Here is a 21238-nt window from a genome sequence, read left to right as displayed (position 1 = left end):
TACATAGCCTGACTTTGCACAACACGGCTGCATAAAGAAAGTCGATCGGCTGCAACCCAAGACGGGTGACCGGCCCGTATGGAGATTCGCAATGACTCAGATCGCCCGCATCAGCGACACCGGCAATGAACGCCGCCTGCAAGCCGAACGCCTGGTGGGCGCCGAGGCCTTGCAGGAAGCCCAGGCCCTGCGCTTCAACGTGTTCAGCGGCGAATTCAACGCCAAGCTGAAAGGCGCGGAGCTGGGTCTGGACATGGATGACTATGATGTTCACTGCGCCCACATCGGCGTGCGTGACTTGAACACCGGGCGTCTGGTGGCGACCACCCGTTTGCTCGACCACACGGCCGCCAGCAGCCTGGGCAAGTTCTACAGCGAAGAAGAATTCAGCCTGCATGGCCTGGTCCATCTGAAAGGCCCGATCCTGGAAATCGGCCGCACTTGCGTCGACCCGGCCTACCGCAACGGCGGGACCATCGCCGTACTCTGGGGCGAACTGGCCGAAGTGCTGAACCAGGGCGGCTACAGCTATTTGATGGGTTGCGCGAGCATCCCGATGCAGGACGGCGGCATCCAGGCCCACGCGATCATGCAGCGCCTGCGCGAACGCTACCTGTGCACAGAACACCTGCGGGCAGAACCGAAAAAACCGCTGCCGAGCCTCGCTATTCCGTCCAACGTCATCGCCGAAATGCCACCGTTGCTCAAGGCCTACATGCGCCTCGGCGCGAAAATCTGTGGCGAGCCGTGCTGGGATGAAGACTTCCAGGTCGCCGACGTGTTCATTCTGCTCAAGCGCGACGAACTCTGCCCGCGTTATGCCAAGCACTTCAAGGCGGCCGTGTGATGAGTCAGTTACGGGTGTACGCGCGGATTGCGCGAGTGTTGGTGGTGGTGGCGCTGGGTTTGAGCATGGCCAGTGTGTTTGGGTTGTTCGAACGTTTGGGGATTGCTCATTCGATGGTCCGTCGCCAGCGCTGGTCGCGATTTTTCATGGCGCGCCTGAGCAATGCCCTGCCCTTTCGCGTGACCGTGCAGGGTGAATTGCCGAAGGCGCCGATGCTCTGGGTCAGCAACCATGTGTCCTGGACCGACATTCCACTGCTGGGCATGCTCACGCCGCTGTCGTTCCTGTCAAAGGCCGAAGTGCGCACCTGGCCGGTGGCGGGCTGGTTGGCGGCCAAGGCTGGCAGTTTGTTCATTCGTCGCGGGTCAGGCGACAGCCAGTTGATCCGCAAACAGATGACCCGTCATCTGGAGCAGGAACATCCGCTGCTGATGTTCCCGGAAGGCACCACCACCGATGGCCGCTCGCTGCGCACTTTCCACGGTCGATTGCTGTCTGCGGCGATCGACTCCGACGTGAAGTTGCAGCCGGTGGCGATTCGTTATCTGCGCGACGGAAAGCTCGATTCACTGGCGCCGTTCATTGGCGATGATGATTTGCTCTCGCACTTGATGCGCTTGTTTGCCAATGATCGGGGGGAGGTGGAGATTCATTTGCTCAAGCCGATCGCGTGTGAAGGCCGCGAGCGTGCGGCACTGGCGTTTGAGGCGCAGCAGGCGGTGCAGAAGGCGTTGTTTGGGGCGATTCCGGAAACACAGCAAGTCCCAATGCGACCCGCCATTGCGGCCTGACACCTATCTACTGAAGGAACAAAAATCCCCTGTGGGAGCGAGCCTGCTCGCGAAAGCGGTATGCCATTCAGCATCTTCGTTGAATGTTAAGCCGCTTTCGCGAGCAGGCTCGCTCCCACAATAGGTTTATGTCGTTGGATAGTTTTGGGCAAACTGCTGAAGCTGCGGATAGAACAACCGGAAGTCATCACTCAACGGCTCATACAACACCCGCAACTCCTGCATCGCTGCGGCCAGTTCCTCCGGCCGCGTCAACCGCCGCGAAATCCCCCGCAGCACCTGCTCAAGCACCGCGAACTCCCGATAAGAACCCAACCAGTCATTGGCCACCATGTGCGGCGCGATCTGCGCCAGACGTTCCGGCAATTGCGCCTCGGCGGACAGCACCCGGTACACGCCCGAAGTGAATTGCTCCAGTGGCTGGTCGGCGTACAGCGTCCAGTCACGCGCCAGGCAATGGTCGAAAAACACGTCGAGCACAATCCCGGCGTAACGCCGGCGGGTGATGGAAAACCGTGACAACGAGACGTCCACCAACGGATGGCGGTCGGTAAAGACATCGATGCTGCGATGCAGCTGGATGGCCGCTTCGATCTCCGGATCGAACTGCCCTTGCAGCCGCCCTTTGACGAAATCGCCATACAGACTGCCGAGCAATTGACCGGGGCGCTGGCCACCGAGGTGCAGATGTGCGAGATAGTTCATGCCGCGCAGCTTAGCACTACGCCCCACATATCGTTATAACTCGATATACCGAATTACTCGGTCGCCAGACCAAAATCATATTGGTATATCGCGAAGTACCGATTTAAAGTTCGCCTCATCGCGATATAGCGTTTTACTCATCACGAGCCCAAACCATGACCATCGACCTCGACGAAATAATAAAAGCCCTGGCACACCCAGTACGCCGAGACATCCTCATCTGGCTGAAAGATCCCAAAGCCCAGTTCCCGGAACAGATCCACAACCACGAGTACGGCATTTGCGCCGGACAGATCGATCAACGCTGCGGCCTGTCGCAGTCGACCGTGTCCGCCCATTTGGCGAACTTGCAACGTGCGGGACTGATCAGCAGCCAGAAAGCCGGTCAATGGCACTTTTTCAAACGCAACGAGGACGTGATTCAGGCGTTCCTCGATGCCATCGTCAAGGAGCTCAGCGCTCCGACTAGGAATTAAACAATGCCCCTCTCGCTACTCATTCTGGCCTTGAGCGCCTTCGCCATCGGCACCACCGAGTTCGTCATCATGGGCTTGTTGCCCGATGTGGCAGCGGACCTCGGTGTATCGATCCCCGGCGCCGGCTGGCTGGTGACCGGTTACGCCCTGGGCGTGGCCATCGGTGCGCCATTCATGGCACTGGCGACCTCTCGATTGCCGCGCAAGGCCGCACTGGTAGCGTTGATGGGCATCTTCATCATTGGCAACCTGCTCTGCGCAATGGCTACCGACTACAACGTGCTGATGTTTGCCCGTGTGGTGACCGCCCTCTGCCACGGTGCGTTCTTCGGCATCGGCTCGGTGGTGGCGGCAGGTCTGGTGCCTGCGAACAAACGCGCTTCGGCCGTGGCCCTGATGTTCACCGGCCTGACCCTGGCCAACGTGCTCGGCGTTCCGCTGGGCACCGCGCTCGGTCAGCAAGCCGGCTGGCGTTCGACCTTCTGGGCGGTGACCGTGATGGGTGTGATCGCGTTGATCGGCCTGATCCGCTTCCTTCCGGCCAAGCGTGATGAAGAGAAACTCGACATGCGCGCCGAACTGCGCGCCCTCAAAGGCGCCGGGATCTGGCTGTCGTTGAGCATGACCGCGTTGTTCGCTGCTTCGGTCTTCACCCTGTTCACCTACGTCGCCCCGCTGCTCGGCGATGTCACTGGCGTCTCGCCCAAAGGCGTGACCTGGACCCTGATGCTCATCGGGCTGGGCCTGACGGTGGGCAACATCATCGGCGGCAAGCTGGCTGACAAAGGCATGGCCGCAACGTTGATCGGCGTCTTTATCTCGATGGCCGTGATCTCGACCGTAATGACTTGGACCAGCGTTGCGCTGATTCCTACCGAAATCACCCTGTTCCTCTGGGCCACCGCGTGCTTTGCCGCCGTGCCGGCCCTGCAAGTGAACGTCGTGACCTACGGCAAGGCCGCACCGAACCTGGTGTCGACCCTGAACATCGGCGCTTTCAACATCGGCAACGCACTGGGTGCCTGGGTCGGTGGCAGCGTCATCGCCCACGGTTTCGGCTTGACCAGCGTTCCTCTCGCGGCAGCCGCACTGGCGCTACTCGCCCTGCTGGTGACCCTGATTACTTTCCGTCAGAGCGGCAATCCCGAACTGGCCCCTGCTACCCACTGATCTCTACAAGAGAGCTATTTCATGACGACTATTTTCGATCCGATCAAACTGGGCGACCTTGAGTTGGCCAACCGCATCATCATGGCGCCGCTGACCCGCTGCCGCGCCGACGAAGGCCGCGTACCAAACGCGCTGATGGCCGAGTACTACGTACAACGCGCCTCGGCCGGCCTGATCCTCAGCGAGGCCACGTCGGTCACGCCGATGGGCGTCGGCTACCCGGACACCCCGGGTATCTGGTCCAACGATCAAGTGCGTGGCTGGGCCAACGTGACCAAGGCTATTCACGGCGCGGGCGGCAAGATTTTCCTGCAACTGTGGCACGTCGGCCGTATTTCCCACGGGTCGTACCTGGGCGGTGAAGCGCCGGTCGCACCAAGCGCCATTCAGCCAAAAGGTCATGTCAGCCTGGTTCGCCCACTGGCCGACTTCCCAACCCCACGCGCCCTGGAAACCGCTGAAATCGCCGACATCGTCGACGCCTACCGCGTCGGTGCCGAGAACGCCAAGGCGGCCGGTTTTGACGGTGTGGAAATCCACGGCGCCAACGGTTACCTGCTCGACCAGTTCCTGCAAAGCAGCACCAACCAGCGCACCGACAACTACGGCGGTTCCGTGGAAAATCGTGCGCGCCTGTTGTTGGAAGTGACCGATGCCGCGATCGAAGTCTGGGGCGCGGGCCGTGTAGGTGTGCACCTGTCACCCCGTGCCGATCTCCATGACATGGGCGACGACAACCTGTCCGAGACCTTCACTTACGTCGCTCGCGAACTAGGCAAACGTGGCATCGCGTTCATCTGCTCCCGCGAGAAAGAAGAAGGCGACAGCCTGGGTCCACAATTGAAAGAAGCGTTCGGCGGCCCGTACATCGTCAACGAACGCTTCACCAAAGACAGCGCCAACGCCTGGCTCGCCAGCGGCAAGGCCGATGCGGTGGCCTTCGGCGTGCCGTTCATTGCCAACCCGGACCTGCCGGCACGTTTGAAGGCCGATGCGCCGCTGAACGAGCCACGTCCTGAGCTGTTTTATTCCAAGGGCGCGGTTGGCTACATCGACTACCCGGTGTTGTAAGCGTCCCCCCTTGAAACGCAAAAGCCCCGACTCGAAAGAGCCGGGGCTTTTGCATATGGAAGATCAAAGGATCGCTGCTTTCGGCAGCACAGAGTGTAAGCCATTCGAATAATGTAGGCGCTATCGAAGGCTGCGATCTTGTCAGCGCTTGCGCTGTCTCCAGGCCACCGCAAGACCGCTGAGGCAAATCACCGCAATCCCGATCACGCCGAAGCTGTCCGGGGTATGGTCAAAGATCAAATACCCGTACATCCCGGCAAACAGGATCTGTCCGTAACTGAAGGGGGCCAGCATCGCCGGTGCCGCATGGCGGAAGGCCTGGGTCAGCAACATGTGGCCGAGCATGCCGCAAGTACCCAGGCCAATCATGAACAGGCCGTGCAGCAACGTCGGCGTACTCCAGAAAAACGGCAACAGCGCACTCATGATCAGGCTGTTGAGAATGCCGGTCAGAAAGTTGCTGGTGGTCGGGCTGTCGATACCGCTGAGCAGGCGGGTGAGCAATTGATAGAAGCCAAAACACAAGGCCGAGCACAGAGGCAACAAGATCGCCGGGGTGAACAGAGCACCGCCGGGCCGCACGACGATCAACACGCCGACAAATCCACCCAGTACCGCCAGCCACTGATTGCGTGTTACCCGCTCATGCAGCAACGGTACAGACAATGCGGTCACTAATAACGGTGCAAGAAAGGTGACGGCCGTGGCCTCAGCCAAGGGGATGTAACGCAGACCGGTGGTGAAAAACAAGCTGGTGCCGATCAAACACAGGGCGCGTAATAACTGCAGTCCGGGACGCTTGGTGCGCACCACCGCCGAAAAACCACTGCGCGGCACGAACATCACCAGCATCAACAAGGTGTGCACCACGTAGCGCGCCCAAACCACCATCACGATCGGGTAGAAGCCGGACAGGTACTTGGACAACGTGTCGTGGCTGGCGAACAACAAAACCGCCAGACAGATCAGCGCTATGCCCTTGATCGGCTGCTCGACGCCCTTGTAGCCCGGGTCGTTCACACTCATTCACACACTCGACACAAAATCCCTACAAAATACGTAGCTCGCTACCTATCAACCCGGCGAACGTACGTATATAAAAGCACCCCATTACAGAAAGGCGAGCGAAGCAGGGATATTCCCCGCTTCAAGTCTTGACACAAACGGATCCAATTACACACTTTGTTTCATTTGCGCAGGCTTGGGCTGAAGCGCAGCATGTCCAGCCCGGTATCGACCCAACGCTCGGCTTCGATGTGCAGTTCAAAGCTGTCGGGCGCCAACAGCCACTGATACAGGATGCCGTCGATGTACGCATGCAGGCTGATGGCTGCGCGGGCCGTATCGAGGTTTTCCGGTAACTGCCCCCGATTGACCGCATTACTCAGCGCCAGAGCGATTCGCACATTGCAATCAAGGCTGACCTCTCGGCGCTGCTGGCGCAGGTCGCACATTTCATCGGTGAATTCGCACTTATGAAACAGAATCTCATTGATGCGTCGGGTTTTCGGGTCCAGGGCAACTTGATGAAACAAATGAATCAGCAGCTTGCGCATGCAGCCGAGAGGGTCGAGTTCATCTTCGCTTTCACTGGCCTTGGCCTTGGCCATTTCATCCAGCGGCTCTTGCAAGGTGTCAAGCATGGCCTGCACCAAATCCGCCTTGTTGCTGAAATGCCAATAGATGGCCCCGCGCGTGACCCCGGCCAGGGTAGCGATATCCGCCAGTGTCGTGCGCGCCACGCCCCGCTCAAAAAAGGCTTTTTCTGCCGCTTCGAGTATCTGGCTACGGGTTTCTTGAGCTTCCTCTTTGGTACGACGAACCATGGCAGTACAACCTCAATCAGGATGCTTCAGCGATTTCTGATTATTCGCTGAACAAAAGTGGGGCAAGCGCTCTTAGGCGTCGTCCCCGGCCTACTATTCGGATCTTTGAACGGCTTTTGTAACGGTCTGGATACGCGGTCGGGGTGTTTACAAACAACCATGAACGTAAGTATATTGCTTAGCAAGCTACTTATCCACTCAGCGCACACTTTTTACCTTTCCACCTTTCGAGTGCGCAATTTGCGCGCCTGACCCGAGGATTTTCATGCAATTCAAGCCAGCTGTTACCGCTCTGGTCACCGCCCTCGCCTTGGCATCGCTGCTCAGCGGATGCAAAAAGGAAGAGGCGGCACCTGCCGCACCACCCCCTCAGGTCGGCGTCGTTACTCTGCAACCTCAAGCTTTCACCCTGACCTCCGAGCTTCCGGGCCGTACCAGCGCGTACCGCATCGCCGAAGTTCGCCCTCAGGTTAACGGCATCATTCTCAAGCGCCTGTTCAAGGAAGGCGGCGACGTCAAGGCCGGCCAGCAGCTGTATCAGATCGATCCGGCCGTTTATGAAGCCACCCTGAAAAGCGCCCAAGCGAACTTGCAGCAGACCAAATCGATTTCGGATCGCTACAAGCAACTGGTCAGCGAACAGGCTGTGAGCCGTCAGGAATACGACACGGCCCTGGCCAACCGGTTGCAATCGGAAGCATCCCTGCAGAGCGCCCAGATCAATGTGCGTTACACCAAGGTTTACGCGCCACTCTCCGGCCGCATCGGCCGCTCGACCGTGACCGAAGGCGCGCTGGTTACCAGCGGCCAGGTCGACGCGATGGCGGTGATTCAGCAACTGGACCCGATCTACGTCGACGTCACCCAGTCTTCGGTAGAGCTGCTGGAATTACGCCGTGAACTGGAAAGCGGTCGTTTGCAAAAATCTGGCGACAACGCGGCCAAGGTCAAGCTGACCCTCGAAGACGGCAGCCAGTACAAACAGGAAGGCAAGCTCGAGTTCTCGGAAGTCTCGGTGGACCAGACCACCGGTTCCGTGACCTTGCGTGCGGTATTCCCCAACCCTGACCACACCCTGCTGCCAGGCATGTTTGTACACGCCCAATTGCAGGCCGGTGTGAACAGCGCGGCGATCCTCGCGCCGCAACAAGGCGTGACCCGTGATCTCAAAGGCACCCCGACCGCGCTGGTCGTCGGTCCAGACAACAAGGTCGAACTGCGTCAGCTCAAGGCCAGCCGCACTGTCGGCAGCCAGTGGCTGATCGAAGACGGTCTGAAGGCCGGCGATCGACTGATCACCGAAGGGCTGCAATACGTCAAACCTGGCGTTGAAGTAAAAGCCAGTGAAGCGACTAACGTTGGCGCAAAGAACCCGGCCCCCGCACAGGCAGCTAACAAGGCTTCCAGCGGCAAAGGGGAGTAAATCATGTCCAGATTTTTTATCGACCGTCCGATTTTTGCCTGGGTAATTGCCCTGGTGATCATGCTGGTCGGGGCACTATCGATCCTCAAACTTCCGATCAACCAATACCCGAGCATTGCGCCTCCGGCCATTGCGATCCAGGTGACCTACCCGGGCGCGTCCGCACAAACCGTGCAGGACACCGTGGTGCAGGTGATCGAGCAACAGCTCAACGGTATCGATAACCTGCGTTATGTTTCCTCGGAAAGTAACTCCGACGGCAGCATGACCATTACCGCGACCTTCGAGCAGGGCACCAACTCCGATACCGCGCAGGTTCAGGTCCAGAACAAGCTGAACCTGGCCACCCCGCTGCTGCCGCAAGAAGTGCAGCAACAGGGTATCCGCGTGACCAAGGCAGTGAAAAACTTCCTGATGGTGATCGGCGTGGTCTCGCGCGACGGCAGCATGACCAAGGACGACTTGGCCAACTACATCGTGTCGAACATGCAGGACCCGGTCTCGCGGACCGCCGGTGTCGGTGACTTCCAGGTCTTTGGTGCGCAGTACGCGATGCGGATCTGGCTCGACCCGGCCAAGTTGAACAACTACAACCTGACCCCGGTGGACGTGAAAACCGCCATCGCCGCGCAGAACGTCCAGGTGTCGTCCGGTCAACTCGGCGGTTTGCCTGCCGTGGCAGGCCAACAGCTGAATGCGACGATCATCGGCAAGACCCGCCTGCAGACTGCCGAGCAGTTCAAGGCGATCCTGCTCAAGGTCAACAAGGACGGTTCGCAAGTGCGTGTCGGCGACGTTGCGGATGTCGGTCTGGGCGGTGAAAACTACTCGGTCAGTGCCCAGTTCAACGGCAGTCCGGCCTCCGGTCTGGCGGTGAAACTGGCCAACGGTGCCAACGCCCTCGACACTGCAAAAGCCCTGCGCAAGACCATCGAAACCCTCAAGCCGTTCTTCCCGCAAGGGATGGAAGTGGTGTTCCCGTACGACACCACTCCGGTGGTGACCGAATCGATCAAGGGTGTGGTTGAAACCCTGGTCGAAGCGATCGTACTGGTGTTCCTGGTGATGTTCCTGTTCCTGCAAAACTTCCGCGCCACTGTCATCACCACGATGACCGTGCCCGTCGTATTGCTGGGTACCTTCGGGATCCTCGCGGCGTTCGGTTTCAGCATCAACACCCTGACCATGTTCGGCATGGTACTGGCCATCGGTTTGCTGGTGGACGACGCCATCGTCGTGGTGGAAAACGTCGAACGGGTCATGAGCGAAGAAGGCCTGTCACCCAAGGAGGCCACCAAGAAATCCATGGGGCAGATCCAGGGTGCTCTGGTCGGTATCGCCCTGGTGCTGTCGGCCGTACTGCTGCCGATGGCGTTCTTCAGCGGTTCCACCGGTGTGATCTACAAGCAGTTCTCGATCACCATCGTCTCGGCCATGGCCCTGTCGGTACTGGTCGCGCTGATCTTCACCCCGGCGCTCTGCGCAACCATGCTCAAGGCGATTCCGAAAGGCGAGCACGGCGTGCCGAAACGCGGCTTCTTCGGCTGGTTCAACCGCAATTTCGACCGTGGCGTCAAAAGCTACGAGCGTGGCGTGGGCAACATGCTCGCGAACAAGGCCCCGTACTTGCTGGCCTACCTCATCATCCTGGTCGGCATGATCTGGCTGTTCACCCGCATCCCAACGGCGTTCCTGCCGGAAGAAGACCAGGGCGTATTGTTTGCTCAGGTGCAAACCCCGGCCGGCTCGAGTGCCCAGCGCACGCAAGTGGTCGTGGATGAAATGCGGGAATTCCTGCTGCGTCCGAGCAAGGACGGCGGTGAAGGCGATGCGGTGGCCTCGGTGTTTACCGTGACCGGCTTCAACTTCGCCGGCCGTGGCCAGAGCTCGGGTATGGCGTTCATCATGCTCAAACCGTGGGACGAACGTAACGCCGAAAACAGCGTGTTCAAACTCGCGGCCCGTGCCCAGCAGCACTTCTTCACCTTCCGTGACGCCATGGTGTTTGCGTTCGCACCTCCGGCGGTGCTGGAGCTGGGTAACGCCACCGGTTTCGACGTGTTCTTGCAAGACCGTGCCGGTATCGGTCACGACGCACTAATGGCTGCACGCAACCAGTTCCTCGGCATGGCGGCGCAAAGCAAGGTTCTCTCGCAAGTTCGCCCGAACGGCCTGAACGACGAACCACAATACCAACTGGAAATCGATGACGAGAAGGCCAGTGCCTTGGGCATCACCCTCACCGACATCAACAACACTCTGTCGATTGCCTTGGGCAGTAGCTACGTCAACGACTTCATCGACCGCGGTCGGGTGAAGAAGGTGTATGTGCAAGGCGAGCCGGGCGCGCGCATGAGTCCTGAAGACGTCAAGAAATGGTATGTGCGCAACAGCGCCGGCACCATGGTTCCGTTCTCGGCGTTCGCCAAGGGTGAGTGGATCTACGGTGCACCGAAGCTGTCGCGTTACAACGGCGTCGAAGCGATGGAAATCCTCGGTGCCCCGGCGCCCGGTTATTCCACCGGTGAAGCCATGCTCGAAGTCGAAGCCCTGGCCAAGAAACTGCCGGCCGGTGTGGGTATTTCGTGGACCGGCCTGTCATACGAGGAACGGTTGTCCGGTTCGCAAGCGCCAGCGTTGTACGCGTTGTCACTGCTGATGGTGTTCCTGTGTCTGGCAGCGCTGTACGAAAGTTGGTCGATCCCGATTGCGGTGATGTTGGTGGTGCCGCTGGGGATCATCGGTGCACTGATGGCGACCAGCCTGCGCGGCCTGTCCAACGACGTGTACTTCCAGGTGGGCTTGTTGACGACCATCGGTCTGGCGGCAAAAAACGCCATTTTGATTGTCGAATTTGCCAAGGAACTGCATGAACAAGGGCGTAGCCTGCGCGATGCCGCGATTGAAGCCTGCCGGATGCGTTTGCGACCGATCATCATGACCTCGCTCGCTTTCGTCCTCGGTGTGGTGCCACTGGCAATTTCCACGGGTGCCGGTTCAGGCAGCCAACATGCGATCGGTACCGGGGTAATTGGCGGTATGCTCACGGCCACGATCCTGGCGATCTTCTGGGTCCCGCTGTTTTTCGTCACCGTGTCGGCCATGGGGCAGCGCAAAACCGCTGACCAGGACGACGCTATTGAACCTTCTAAAGAGGCTGGCTAATGAGCAAGTCGCTACTCTCCCTGGCTGTTGCCGCCTTCGTGCTCGGCGGCTGCTCGCTGATTCCCGATTATCAGCAGCCTGAAGCACCGGTGGCGGGCCAGTACCCGCAAGGTCCGGCGTATTCGCCGGCCCAGGCGCCTGCCCAGGCTGCCGCCGAACAGGGCTGGAAGCAGTTTTTCCATGACCCGGCGCTGCAACAGCTGATCCAGGTCGCCCTGGAAAACAACCGTGATCTGCGAGTCGCGGCGCTGAACATCGACGCCTTTGCGGCTCAATACCGCATCCAGCGGGCCGATCTGTTCCCGGCCGTGTCGGCCAACGGCACCGGCAGCCGCCAGCGGGTCCCGGCTCGGGCCTCGCAGACCGGCGAAGCAGGCATCACCAGTTCCTACTCGGCCACGGTCGGCATCAGCGCCTATGAACTCGACCTGTTCGGTCGGGTTCGCAGCCTGAGCGAAGAAGCGCTGCAGAAGTACTTCGCCACTGAAGAAGCGCGCCGCAGTACCCAGATCAGCCTGGTGGCCAGTGTGGCCAATGCCTACCTGACCTGGCAGGCCGACAAGGAGCTGCTGAAACTGACCCAGGACACCCTGGGTGCATTCGACGAGAGCTACAAGCTCACCGCCCGCAGCAACGAAGTGGGTGTAGCCTCGGCCCTGGACCTGGCCCAGTCGCGTACCTCGGTGGAAAACGCCCGCGCGCAAATGGCCAAGTACACCCGTCAAGTCGCCCAGGATGAAAACAGCCTGGTGTTGCTGCTCGGCACTGGCGTCCCGGCCAATCTGCAAGCGGCCAAGCCATTGGCTGACGACCTGCTGAGCGAAGTGCCGGCCGGTCTGCCATCGGACTTGCTGCAACGTCGTCCGGACATCCTTCAGGCCGAATACAACCTGAAAGCCGCCAACGCCAACATCGGCGCGGCACGGGCGGCGTTCTTCCCGAGCATCAGCCTGACGGCCAACGCCGGGACCCTGAGCCCGGACCTGTCCGGTCTGTTCAAGGGCGGTTCGGGCACCTGGCTGTTCCAGCCGCAGATCAACCTGCCGATCTTCAATGCCGGCAGCCTGCGCGCCAGCCTGGACTATTCAAAAATCCAGAAAGACATCGGCGTGGCGAACTACGAGAAGTCCATTCAGACGGCCTTCCAGGAAGTCGCCGATGGCCTGGCCGCCCGCCAGACCTACACAGATCAGTTGCAGGCCCAGCGTGATTTCGTCACCGCGAACCAGGACTACTACCGTCTGGCCGAGCGTCGTTACCGCATTGGTGTCGACAGCAACCTGACCTTCCTCGATGCCCAGCGCCAGCTGTTCAGTGCTGAACAGGTACTGATCACCGACCGCCTGGCGCAACTGGTCAGTGCCGTCAATCTGTACAAGGCACTGGGCGGTGGCTGGAACGAGCAGACCGCGAAGAACGAGCCGTTGAAAGAAGAAGCGCCGAAGCTGAAGTTGTTCTGATAGCGCTATGAACACGAAGCCCACCTTTGGGTGGGCTTTTTGTTGCTCAAGATCAAAAGATCGCAGCCTCCGGCAGCTCCAGGAATCGCGTCCAATGTGAGCTGCCGGAGGCTGCGATCTTTTGATTTTGGCGTTCGATAATCGCCCAAAACCCGCTTTCCCCAATTGAATCACCCCGCCCATCCCCCGCACCATTCGTCGCACAAGACCAATAACAACAGGTTCGACACCATGCCCCCGCGCCCTGCCCTGTCCGGCTGATCCCGTTCGTTCTTGTCCTGATTTCAAATTTTTGTCTGCAACCCCAGGTTGCGGCAGCGCCCCGTTTCACCCCTAAAAACTAGAGAGACCCGAGCACATGACACCTTCCAATACTCAATACTGGTTCCCCAGCCTCATCGCCGTTGCACTGGTCAGTACGGCTCTGCCCGCCATGGCCGAGGAGTCAGGCTTTGTCGAAGGTGCCAAGGTCAACCTGAACCTGCGCAACTTCTACATCAATCGCAATTTCACCAACCCGACCAAAACCCAAGGCAAGGCAGAAGAGTGGACGCAAAGCTTCATCCTCGACGCTAAGTCCGGGTTCACCCAGGGCACCGTCGGGTTCGGCATGGATGTGCTGGGGATGTACTCGGTGAAACTCGACGGCGGTAAAGGCACGGGCGGTACGCAGTTGTTGCCGCTGGATCACGACGGTCGCCCGGCGGACAACTTCGGTCGCACCAACGTGGCGTTCAAGGCCAAGCTGTCGCAGACCGAAGTGAAGGTGGGCGAATGGATGCCGGTGCTGCCGATCCTGCATTCGGACGACGGTCGCTCCCTGCCGCAGACGTTCCGTGGTGGTCAGATCACCTCGAAGGAAATCAACGGCCTGACGTTCTACGGCGGCCAGTTCCGCGCCAACAGCCCGCGCGACGACAGCAGCATGAGCGACATGTCGATGATCGGCAAACCGGCGTTTACCTCCGACCGTTTCAACTTCCAGGGCGGTGAATACGCCTTTAACGAGAAGCGCACCCAGATTGGTTTGTGGAATGCCAAGCTATGACAATGCCAAAGAAAAATCCTGGCAGGTACGTCATGACTACAACTTCGTCGCCCTCGGCATTCCCGGCCTGACCCTGATGAACCGCTACATCAGCGGCGACAACGTCCACACCGGCACCGTCACCGACGGCAAGGAATGGGGCCGCGAAAGCGAATTGGGTTACACCGTGCAGAGCGGCGCGCTCAAAGACCTCAACGTCAAATGGCGCAACTCGACCATTCGCCGTGACTTCAGCAACAACGAGTTCGATGAGAACCGGTTGATCGTCAGCTATCCGATCAGCTTGCTATAGCGCTTGCCATAGCGGAGCTCAGGCAGCGACCGCAGGATGAAAACGGTCGGATGCCTCTCACCGCCGGTCGGTACAAACTGGCGCTTTGTGTGTTCACAGATACAGTCAAGAAGCGTGTTTAATTCTCCATCCTGATGTAGGAGTCCCTTTTTTCTTCCGTTATCTCCGGATGCTGTACGCGAAGCTGCCATGACCACGGAGGTCAGGTATGAGCAAGCGAATAGTTATTGTCGGTGGCGGCGTAGGTGGAACCATGTTGGCCAATCAACTGGCCAGCAAGCTGTATCCAGAAATCCTGCGCGGCGAAGTCTCGATTGCACTACTGTCCAATTCCCCCGATCACTACTACAAACCTGCGTTCATGTACGTGGCGTTCAATCAGTTCTTTGAAGAAGAACTCAAGCGCCCGGAACGTTCACTGTTGCGTCCGGAAATCAGCTTCTACGTCGAAGAAGTCACGCGTTTCGATTTCCCCGGGCAATGCCTGAAAACCCGTAGCGGCAAGCGTTATGGCTATGACTTTCTGGTCATTGCCACCGGCTGCGTGCCCGCGCCGGAGCGCATTGAGGGCTTGAAAGAAGCCGGCGACCACTTCTACCAATATCAGCCCGCCCGGCAGTTGGCAGAACGGCTGAGCACGATCAAAAAAGGCCGGATCTTCATCACGGTGTCTTTCCCGCAGACACCCAACGTGCCGCACCAATGCGGCATTGCACCGGTAGAAACGACGTTGATGCTCGACGACTTCCTGCGTCGTCGGGGCGTGCGGGACCAGGTGGAAATCGTCTACACCTACCCGACCACGGCTCAGTTGCTGCGTAACTGCCTGTTTCTGCAACGCCCCACCGGGGAAATCCTGCCCGGAATTTTCGAGCAGAAGAACATCCGCTTCCAACGCGGTTTCACCCTCAGCCGTGTCGACCCCGAACGAAAAATCGCCTACTCCGAAGAAGGCGAAGAGCAACCCTTCGACATCCTGATGGCGACACCGCCGATCCGCGCCGTCGATGCCGTGCTGGAGTCCGGAGCGTCTCAAGCGCCCAACAACGAAGGTTGGTTGCCGACCCATCACGAGACCCTGCAGGTCTATGGCCTGGAACACGTCTACGTGATTGGCGACACCGTCGATCTGCCGGTGAGCAAGGCCGGTGGTGCCTGCCATAACCAGGCACCCGTCATCGCCAACAACATCGCCGCCGAGATTCGCCTCGGTGCGCCCAACAGCGTCTACGACGGACGGGTTCAGGCCGTGGCGCAGATGGGTCTCAACGCCGGTATGCCGCTGTGGTACGACTACGCCCATGACGTCCTGCCGACACCGCCGACCAAGCTCGGCGGCCTGCTGAGAAATGGCTTCAATCGTGGTCTGTACTGGGCGGTTGCCCGTGGAATGCTTTGATCTGCTCAGGGAGGAGTAAACCGTGACGAACCTATCAGATGAAACGCTGGCGACCAGCGCTGCCGGCATGCCAGCGACGCCGGGACTCGCCGCCTTGATGGCGAAAATTCAACCGCTGATCGACGGCGGTCGGCTGGACAACATTGTCGATGTGCTATCGCTGGTCTCGGACATGACCGACCTGCTGGACGCAGCGATGGTGGAAAAACTGGCGCGGCTGTTCGAAAACGCTACGGCGGCCACCTGGACTGTCAGTAACGCCGTGCGCCTGGCCAAGGCCGAGGTCGCCGCCGCCCCCGAGCCGCCGGGAGCCTATGCCTTGTTCAAACTGCTGAACGAGCCGGACACGCGCAAAGGCGTGGCGGTTGTCCTGAAAACACTGAACGTCATCGGAAGGCAGCTGTAACCGCCAGAGAGGATCACCTCATGCGCGTCAAACTTGAATCGGCAGGGAAAGCCTGCACCGACTGGGACGCCAAGGCGTACCAGCAGTTTTCCCGCCTCAGGCAACGACCGGTCAATGAATTGCTCGACCGTGTCGAACTCAAACAGCCCAAGCGTATCTACGACCTGGGATGCGGCACCGGCATCGCCACGCAACTTTTGGCCAAGCGTTGGCCTCGAGCGCAGTTGCAGGGCATCGACAGTTCCGGGCAAATGCTGGACGAAGCCCGTTGCCTGCCGATCAAGGCGTTGTGGAAACAGTGCGATCTACTCGACTGGCAACCCGAACAACCGGCGGACCTGCTGTTCGCCGCCGCCGTACTGCACTTCGTCAGTGGTCACGAACAGCTATTGCCGCGACTGCTCGGCCAGCTCAATCCGGGTGGATGCCTGGCGGCGCACATGCCCGACTGGCGGGATGCGCTGTGGTATCAACTGATGCTCGACACCCTTGAAGAGGCAGGCCCCGGTGGCAAACCACTCGGCACCCCGCAGTTGCGCGAGGCCATGGCTGCGCGGCCGCTGTTGTCTTTGGAAAGTTACTATCGGTTGCTCTCTCCGATTACCCGGACACTGGATATCTGGGAGACCGAACAGCTACAGGTTGTCGACGGCAAGTCGCCGATCTATGACTGGGTCAAAGTCTCGGCGCTGCGGCCGGTGATGCAGGGGTTGAAGGATGATGAACAGGCGCGGTTCATCTACCACTACCTGATGCGCGTGCATGCGCATTACCCGCCAGAGAGCGACGGGCACACGTTGTTTCCGTTCAAACGAATTTTCATCGTCGCCACCGTTTAAACGTGTGGGAGCGAGCCTGCTCGCGAAGGCGTGTTCTCAGCCAACACGTGTATTAAGGCTGCTACCGCTTTCGCGAGCAGGCTCGCTCCCACAGGTATTCATCTCTCCCGCGATTCAACCCCCAACTCATCCCACACCGACTCCGCCAGATGGAACGTCGCATTCGCTGCCGGAATGCCGCAGTAGATCGCGCTCTGCATGATCACTTCCTTGATCTCGCCGCGGGTCACGCCGTTGTTGGCGGCGGCGCGCAGGTGCAGTTTGAGTTCTTCGTTGCGGTTCATGCCGATCAGCATGGCAATCGTGATCAAGCTGCGGGTATGACGCGGCAGTCCCGGGCGGGTCCAGATGTCGCCCCAGGCGTGACGGGTGATCATCTCCTGAAACTCCGAGTTGAACTCGGTCAGCGCGTTCAGGCTGCGGTCGACGTGAGCGTCGCCGAGTACCGCGCGGCGGACTTTCAGGCCTTCGTCGTAACGTTGTTTCTCGTCCACAACAATCCCCTTAATGAGCTGACAAAAACGTCACTACCCGGTCACTGAACGCAGCACCGGCCTGGACGTTGGACAAGTGCGCGGCGTAGAACTCGGCGTACTCGGCGTCCTGCACATGCTCCTGAATGAAGTGCCCACCGGACGGCGGCGTGACCGCGTCTTGGGTGCCGGCGATGACCAGCAGCGGCACCTTGATCGAGGACAGCTGATCGCGAAAATCGGCATCGCGCACGGCGGCACAGTTCGCCGCATACCCTTCAGGCGAGGTGGCCGCGAGCATGTCAGTAATCTTCTTCGCGGCAGCAGGATTGGCTTCAGCAAAATCCGCGGTAAACCAGCGCGCAATCGACGCATCGCGCAAGGCGACCATGGCGGCCGGACCGTCACGCAGCACGGTTTCAATGCGTGGGTTCCACACCGACGGATCACCGATTTTCGCCGCGGTGTTGCACACCACCAGTTTGTTCAGGCGATCACCAGCGTTGATCCCCAGCCACTGGCCAATCAGCCCGCCCATGGACAGACCGCAGAAATGCGCGCGTTCGATGTGCAACGCATCCAGCAGCGCCAGCACGTCATGGCCCAGTTGCTCAATGTTGTACGGCCCCGGCGTGACCAGCGATTTGCCATGACCACGGGTGTCGAAACGCAGCACCCGGAAATGCTCGGTGAACGCCGCAATCTGCGCGTCCCACATGTGCAGGTCAGTGCCCAGCGAGTTGGACAGCACCAGTACCGGCGCATCCGCCGGGCCATCGAGTTGCGGCCCTTGAATTTGGTAGTGCAGTTCGCCCTCGGCGAGTTGTACGAAAGCCACAGCAATCTCCTTCAGGCAGTCAACGCAGAATGTTCAGCCACCGCTCGCTCGACCCAGGTATGGGCCTGACCGAGGTAATGGGCGGGGTCCAGCAGATGATCGAGTTCAGCATCCGACAGTTCGGCGGTCACTTGCGGCTCGTCGCCGAGTACCGCTCGCAGATGACGTTGTTCAGCCACTGCGCGCTTGCAGCATTGCTCCAGCAAATGGTGCGCAGTATCGCGGCCGACCCGTTGGGCGAGGACGATGCTCACCGCTTCGGCGAGCACCAGCCCTTGGGTCAGATCGAGGTTACGGGTCATGCGCTCGGCGTCCACTTCCAATCCATCCGCCACCAGCATCGCTTGTTTCAGGCTGCCGGACACCAGGCAGCAAATCTCCGGCAGGGTTTCCCACTCGGCATGCCACAGACCCAGGCTACGCTCGTGTTCTTGAGGCATGGCGCTGAACAGCGTCGAGAGCAAACCGGGTACGCGAGTCGCCGCACTGATCAGTACCGCCGCACCTACCGGATTGCGTTTGTGCGGCATGGTCGAAGAACCGCCCTTGCCCGGCGCAGAAGGCTCGAACACCTCCCCCGCTTCGGTCTGCATCAACAGGCTGATGTCGCGCCCCAGTTTGCCGAGGCTGCCGGCGATCAATCCCAGTACCGAGCCGAACTCCACCAAGCGATCTCGCTGGGTGTGCCAAGGTTGATCCGGCAGTGTCAGTTTCAATTCTTCAGCCAGCGCCTGGGCAATCGGCATCGCCTGCTCGCCGAGGGCCGCGAGGGTTCCGGAGGCGCCGCCGAATTGCAGCACCAGCAGCCGCGGTTTGAGTTCGCGCAGACGCTGACGACTGCGAGTGACAGCGCCCAGCCAACCGGCGATCTTCATGCCGAGGGTGACAGGCGTCGCGTGCTGCAACCAGGTGCGCCCGGCCAGCGGTGTGGCGACGTAGCGCAACGCCTGGGTCGCCAGCGTTTCGCCCAGTTGCGCCAGATCGCTTTCGATCAGCTCCAGCGCACCACGCAGTTGCAACACCAGACCGGTGTCCATCACGTCCTGGCTGGTCGCGCCCAGATGCACATAACGCTCGGCTTCGGCATGGTTGGCCGCGATCTGTTTACCCAGCGCCTTGACCAACGGAATTGCCGAATTGCCGGCCGTGGCAATCGCCTCGCCGAGAGCAGCGAAGTCGTAATGCCCGGCCTGACAGGCCGCTTCAATCGGCGCGACAGCCGTTTGCGGAATCAGCCCGACTCGCGCCTCGGCCCGGGCCAGTGCCGCTTCGAAATCAAGCATCGCTTGAACCCGACCCTCATCGCAGAACACCTCACGCATGTCGCGGGCAGTGAAATAGGCATCGAATAATTGATTGCCCGGTCGCTCGTTCATAAACAGTCCCTGGAGGCGTGGGCCGGTCAGGCCCACGGGTAAAGATCAAAGGTCGTTATGCAAGTACTTCGCCTGTTTCGGCAAGCCAGGCCGACACCCAATGCGCGCACTTGCGGCGGGAACATTTCGGCTTTTACCAGGCCACTGATGGAGGTGTAAAAACTGACGATCGCCAGCGCCACGGTAATCAGCACGAACGCCAGGAACGGACTGCTGACACTTTTTAGGCTCAGCAGGATCGGCACGGTGAACAACGTCCCCAGAGCGCCGAACCACAGCATCGAGTTCCGTCGGCCGATCTTGTCGGCGAGCATGCGGTTGGAGTCAATAATCGAAGAACACTGTCTCGGCATCGGTGCCCTGCAGAATCACATTCCACTGGTACACACCGGACGCATCCTTCTTCGCCAGCAACGTACCGCGGCGTTCAGCCGGCACACATTCCAGCAGCGGGTCCGCCACGTTGGCCGGTTCGCCATCAAAGTAGATCCGCGTCAGCAAGTGCTTCACCAACCCGCGAGCAAACACCAGCACCACCAGATGCGGCGCCTGGATCGTGCCTTTCAAGCCTTCCACCTTGCCTGGCTTGATCGTGGTGAAACGAAAGCGCCCTTCGGCATCCACCGGTACCCGGCCAAACCCTTCGAAGTTCGGGTCCAGGGGTTTTTCCTGATCGTCTTCGGGGTGGTCATACTTGCCGGCGGCGTTGGCTTGCCAGACTTCCAACATTGCGTCGTTGACGATGTCGCCGTTGCCATCGATGACTTGCCCGGTGATCGCCACACGCTCGCCCAGGGTTTGTTCGACGGTCAGGTCTTCGCGGTTCAGCCAGGTCAAACCGATGTGGTAATACGGCCCGACGGTGTGGGATGTGGTCGCGTTCAGCGTCATCTTATTTCTCCATCGGCGTGGCTTCGCGGCCGCGCAAGACGATGTCCCAGCGATAACCGAGGGCATAGGAAGGGATGGTTTTTTCCAGGTCGAAACTGGCGATCAAACGCTCTTTGGCGCTGGTATCCGGTACGCAGTTATAGATCGGGTCATAGGCCAGCAACGGATCGCCCGGGAAATACATCTGCGTGACCAGGCGCGTCAGAATGCTCGGCCCGAACAGTGAGAAATGGATGTGCGCCGGGCGCCACGCGTTGTGGTGGTTGCCCCATGGATAGGCGCCGGGCTTGATGGTCTGGAACTGGTACCAGCCATCAGCGTCGGTCACGGTACGGCCGGTACCGGTAAAGTTCGGGTCCAGCGGCGCGTCGTGCAGGTCACGGTCATGGTTGTAGCGACCGGCGGCATTGGCCTGCCAGATCTCCACCAGAATCCCCGGCACCGGTAAGCCATCTTCATCCAGCACGCGGCCGTGAATGATGATGCGCTCACCCAATGGCTCACCCTTGTGCTGGGCGGTCAGGTCGTTGTCCTGCGCTTGAATGCGCTCGGCACCGATGGTCGGACCGGTAATTTCCGACAGCGAATGGGGCAAAAACACCAACGGCTTGGACGGCGAGCGACGGTTGGTGGATTGATAGGCCGGGTGCAGGTATTCCGGCTGGGTGCCCTCTTGCGGGCGGCGGTAACCAGGCTTGTCAGTCATGAAGCATTCCTCAGTTCTTATTCATCAACGCTGCGC

Annotated in this window: 19 protein-coding genes and 2 pseudogenes; 12 read left to right on the top strand and 9 right to left on the bottom strand. The window is 60.0% G+C overall.

Annotation, left to right across the window (positions count from 1 at the left end; genetic code table 11):
• Nucleotides 1-91: 91 nt before the first annotated feature.
• Both olsB and QFX16_RS06820 read left to right on the top strand, forming a co-directional pair.
• The gene (gene olsB / locus QFX16_RS06825; protein WP_283183319.1) at nt 92-847 is read left to right on the top strand and encodes an L-ornithine N(alpha)-acyltransferase; all 756 of its coding nucleotides are present in this window, start codon (nt 92-94) and stop codon (nt 845-847) included.
• Nucleotides 847-1638 (top strand): lysophospholipid acyltransferase family protein, encoded by a 792-nt coding sequence (locus QFX16_RS06820; protein WP_283183318.1) that lies wholly within the window; start codon nt 847-849, stop codon nt 1636-1638. The genes olsB and QFX16_RS06820 overlap by 1 nt, the downstream gene beginning before the upstream one ends.
• A gap of 126 nt (nt 1639-1764) precedes the next feature.
• Here the strand turns inward: QFX16_RS06820 and QFX16_RS06815 are convergent, their stop codons facing one another.
• Nucleotides 1765-2343 carry an acyl carrier protein phosphodiesterase gene (locus QFX16_RS06815; RefSeq protein WP_283183317.1) on the bottom strand — a complete coding sequence of 193 codons (579 nt, stop codon included), beginning with the start codon at nt 2341-2343 and terminating at the stop codon, nt 1765-1767.
• A gap of 155 nt (nt 2344-2498) precedes the next feature.
• Here QFX16_RS06815 and QFX16_RS06810 point away from each other — a divergent pair, with 155 nt between their 5' ends.
• The 3 genes from QFX16_RS06810 to QFX16_RS06800 are packed head-to-tail and all read left to right on the top strand — an operon-like array spanning nt 2499 to nt 5060.
• Nucleotides 2499-2819 carry an ArsR/SmtB family transcription factor gene (locus QFX16_RS06810; protein WP_129441841.1) on the top strand — a complete coding sequence of 107 codons (321 nt, stop codon included), beginning with the start codon at nt 2499-2501 and terminating at the stop codon, nt 2817-2819.
• Between the two features lie 3 nt (nt 2820-2822).
• Nucleotides 2823-3989 (top strand): MFS transporter, encoded by a 1167-nt coding sequence (locus QFX16_RS06805; RefSeq protein WP_283183316.1) that lies wholly within the window; start codon nt 2823-2825, stop codon nt 3987-3989.
• A 21-nt stretch (nt 3990-4010) separates the two neighbouring features.
• Entirely contained in the window at nt 4011-5060 is a 1050-nt protein-coding gene (locus QFX16_RS06800; protein ID WP_283183315.1) for an alkene reductase, read from the top strand.
• A gap of 141 nt (nt 5061-5201) precedes the next feature.
• On the opposite strand, the gene QFX16_RS06795 is transcribed toward QFX16_RS06800, so the two are convergent.
• On the bottom strand, nt 5202-6086 hold the full coding sequence (locus tag QFX16_RS06795; RefSeq protein WP_283183314.1) for a DMT family transporter: 885 nt from the start codon (nt 6084-6086) through the stop codon (nt 5202-5204).
• Nucleotides 6087-6247: 161 nt separating this feature from the next.
• The gene (emhR, locus tag QFX16_RS06790; protein ID WP_283183313.1) at nt 6248-6886 is read right to left on the bottom strand and encodes an efflux system transcriptional repressor EmhR; all 639 of its coding nucleotides are present in this window, start codon (nt 6884-6886) and stop codon (nt 6248-6250) included.
• 265 nt (nt 6887-7151) lie between these two features.
• Between emhR and emhA the strand changes: the two genes are divergently transcribed.
• The 7 genes and pseudogenes from emhA (at nt 7152) to QFX16_RS06755 (ending at nt 16918) form a co-directional block, all read left to right on the top strand.
• Complete coding sequence (gene emhA, locus QFX16_RS06785) at nt 7152-8309, top strand: efflux RND transporter periplasmic adaptor subunit EmhA (protein ID WP_283183312.1); 1158 nt, start codon at nt 7152-7154, stop codon at nt 8307-8309.
• A 3-nt stretch (nt 8310-8312) separates the two neighbouring features.
• Complete coding sequence (gene emhB, locus QFX16_RS06780; RefSeq protein WP_283183311.1) at nt 8313-11474, top strand: efflux RND transporter permease subunit EmhB; 3162 nt, start codon at nt 8313-8315, stop codon at nt 11472-11474.
• On the top strand, nt 11474-12934 hold the full coding sequence (gene emhC / locus QFX16_RS06775) for an efflux RND transporter outer membrane subunit EmhC (protein ID WP_283183310.1): 1461 nt from the start codon (nt 11474-11476) through the stop codon (nt 12932-12934). The genes emhB and emhC overlap by 1 nt, the downstream gene beginning before the upstream one ends.
• Before the next feature lie 358 nt (nt 12935-13292).
• A pseudogene (locus tag QFX16_RS06770) lies at nt 13293-14274 on the top strand (OprD family outer membrane porin).
• 208 nt (nt 14275-14482) lie between these two features.
• Complete coding sequence (locus QFX16_RS06765; RefSeq protein ID WP_283183309.1) at nt 14483-15673, top strand: NAD(P)/FAD-dependent oxidoreductase; 1191 nt, start codon at nt 14483-14485, stop codon at nt 15671-15673.
• A 22-nt stretch (nt 15674-15695) separates the two neighbouring features.
• Nucleotides 15696-16079 (top strand): DUF1641 domain-containing protein, encoded by a 384-nt coding sequence (locus tag QFX16_RS06760; protein ID WP_283183308.1) that lies wholly within the window; start codon nt 15696-15698, stop codon nt 16077-16079.
• Nucleotides 16080-16099: 20 nt separating this feature from the next.
• The gene (locus QFX16_RS06755) at nt 16100-16918 is read left to right on the top strand and encodes a methyltransferase domain-containing protein (protein WP_283183307.1); all 819 of its coding nucleotides are present in this window, start codon (nt 16100-16102) and stop codon (nt 16916-16918) included.
• 98 nt (nt 16919-17016) lie between these two features.
• On the opposite strand, the gene pcaC is transcribed toward QFX16_RS06755, so the two are convergent.
• From pcaC to pcaH, 6 genes and pseudogenes are all read right to left on the bottom strand, one after another.
• On the bottom strand, nt 17017-17412 hold the full coding sequence (gene pcaC, locus QFX16_RS06750) for a 4-carboxymuconolactone decarboxylase (RefSeq protein ID WP_283183306.1): 396 nt from the start codon (nt 17410-17412) through the stop codon (nt 17017-17019).
• Nucleotides 17413-17422: 10 nt separating this feature from the next.
• Nucleotides 17423-18229, bottom strand: a complete 807-nt coding sequence (gene pcaD, locus QFX16_RS06745) for a 3-oxoadipate enol-lactonase (RefSeq protein WP_283183305.1) — start codon at nt 18227-18229, stop codon at nt 17423-17425.
• Nucleotides 18230-18240: 11 nt separating this feature from the next.
• Nucleotides 18241-19605 (bottom strand): 3-carboxy-cis,cis-muconate cycloisomerase, encoded by a 1365-nt coding sequence (locus tag QFX16_RS06740; RefSeq protein ID WP_283183304.1) that lies wholly within the window; start codon nt 19603-19605, stop codon nt 18241-18243.
• Nucleotides 19606-19688: 83 nt separating this feature from the next.
• A pseudogene (locus QFX16_RS06735) lies at nt 19689-19919 on the bottom strand (MFS transporter); the annotation flags it as partial.
• 10 nt (nt 19920-19929) lie between these two features.
• Nucleotides 19930-20496 carry a protocatechuate 3,4-dioxygenase subunit alpha gene (gene pcaG, locus QFX16_RS06730; protein ID WP_283183303.1) on the bottom strand — a complete coding sequence of 189 codons (567 nt, stop codon included), beginning with the start codon at nt 20494-20496 and terminating at the stop codon, nt 19930-19932.
• A 1-nt stretch (nt 20497) separates the two neighbouring features.
• Nucleotides 20498-21202, bottom strand: coding sequence for a protocatechuate 3,4-dioxygenase subunit beta (gene pcaH / locus QFX16_RS06725; protein WP_074874186.1), 705 nt, complete (start codon nt 21200-21202; stop codon nt 20498-20500).
• Nucleotides 21203-21238 lie beyond the last annotated feature (36 nt).

This window comes from Pseudomonas svalbardensis (assembly GCF_030053115.1).
GTDB classification, from domain to species: Bacteria; Pseudomonadota; Gammaproteobacteria; order Pseudomonadales; family Pseudomonadaceae; genus Aquipseudomonas; species Aquipseudomonas svalbardensis.
Note: the sequence above shows the minus strand (reverse complement) of the source record. Positions and strands in the feature narration are given on the sequence as shown.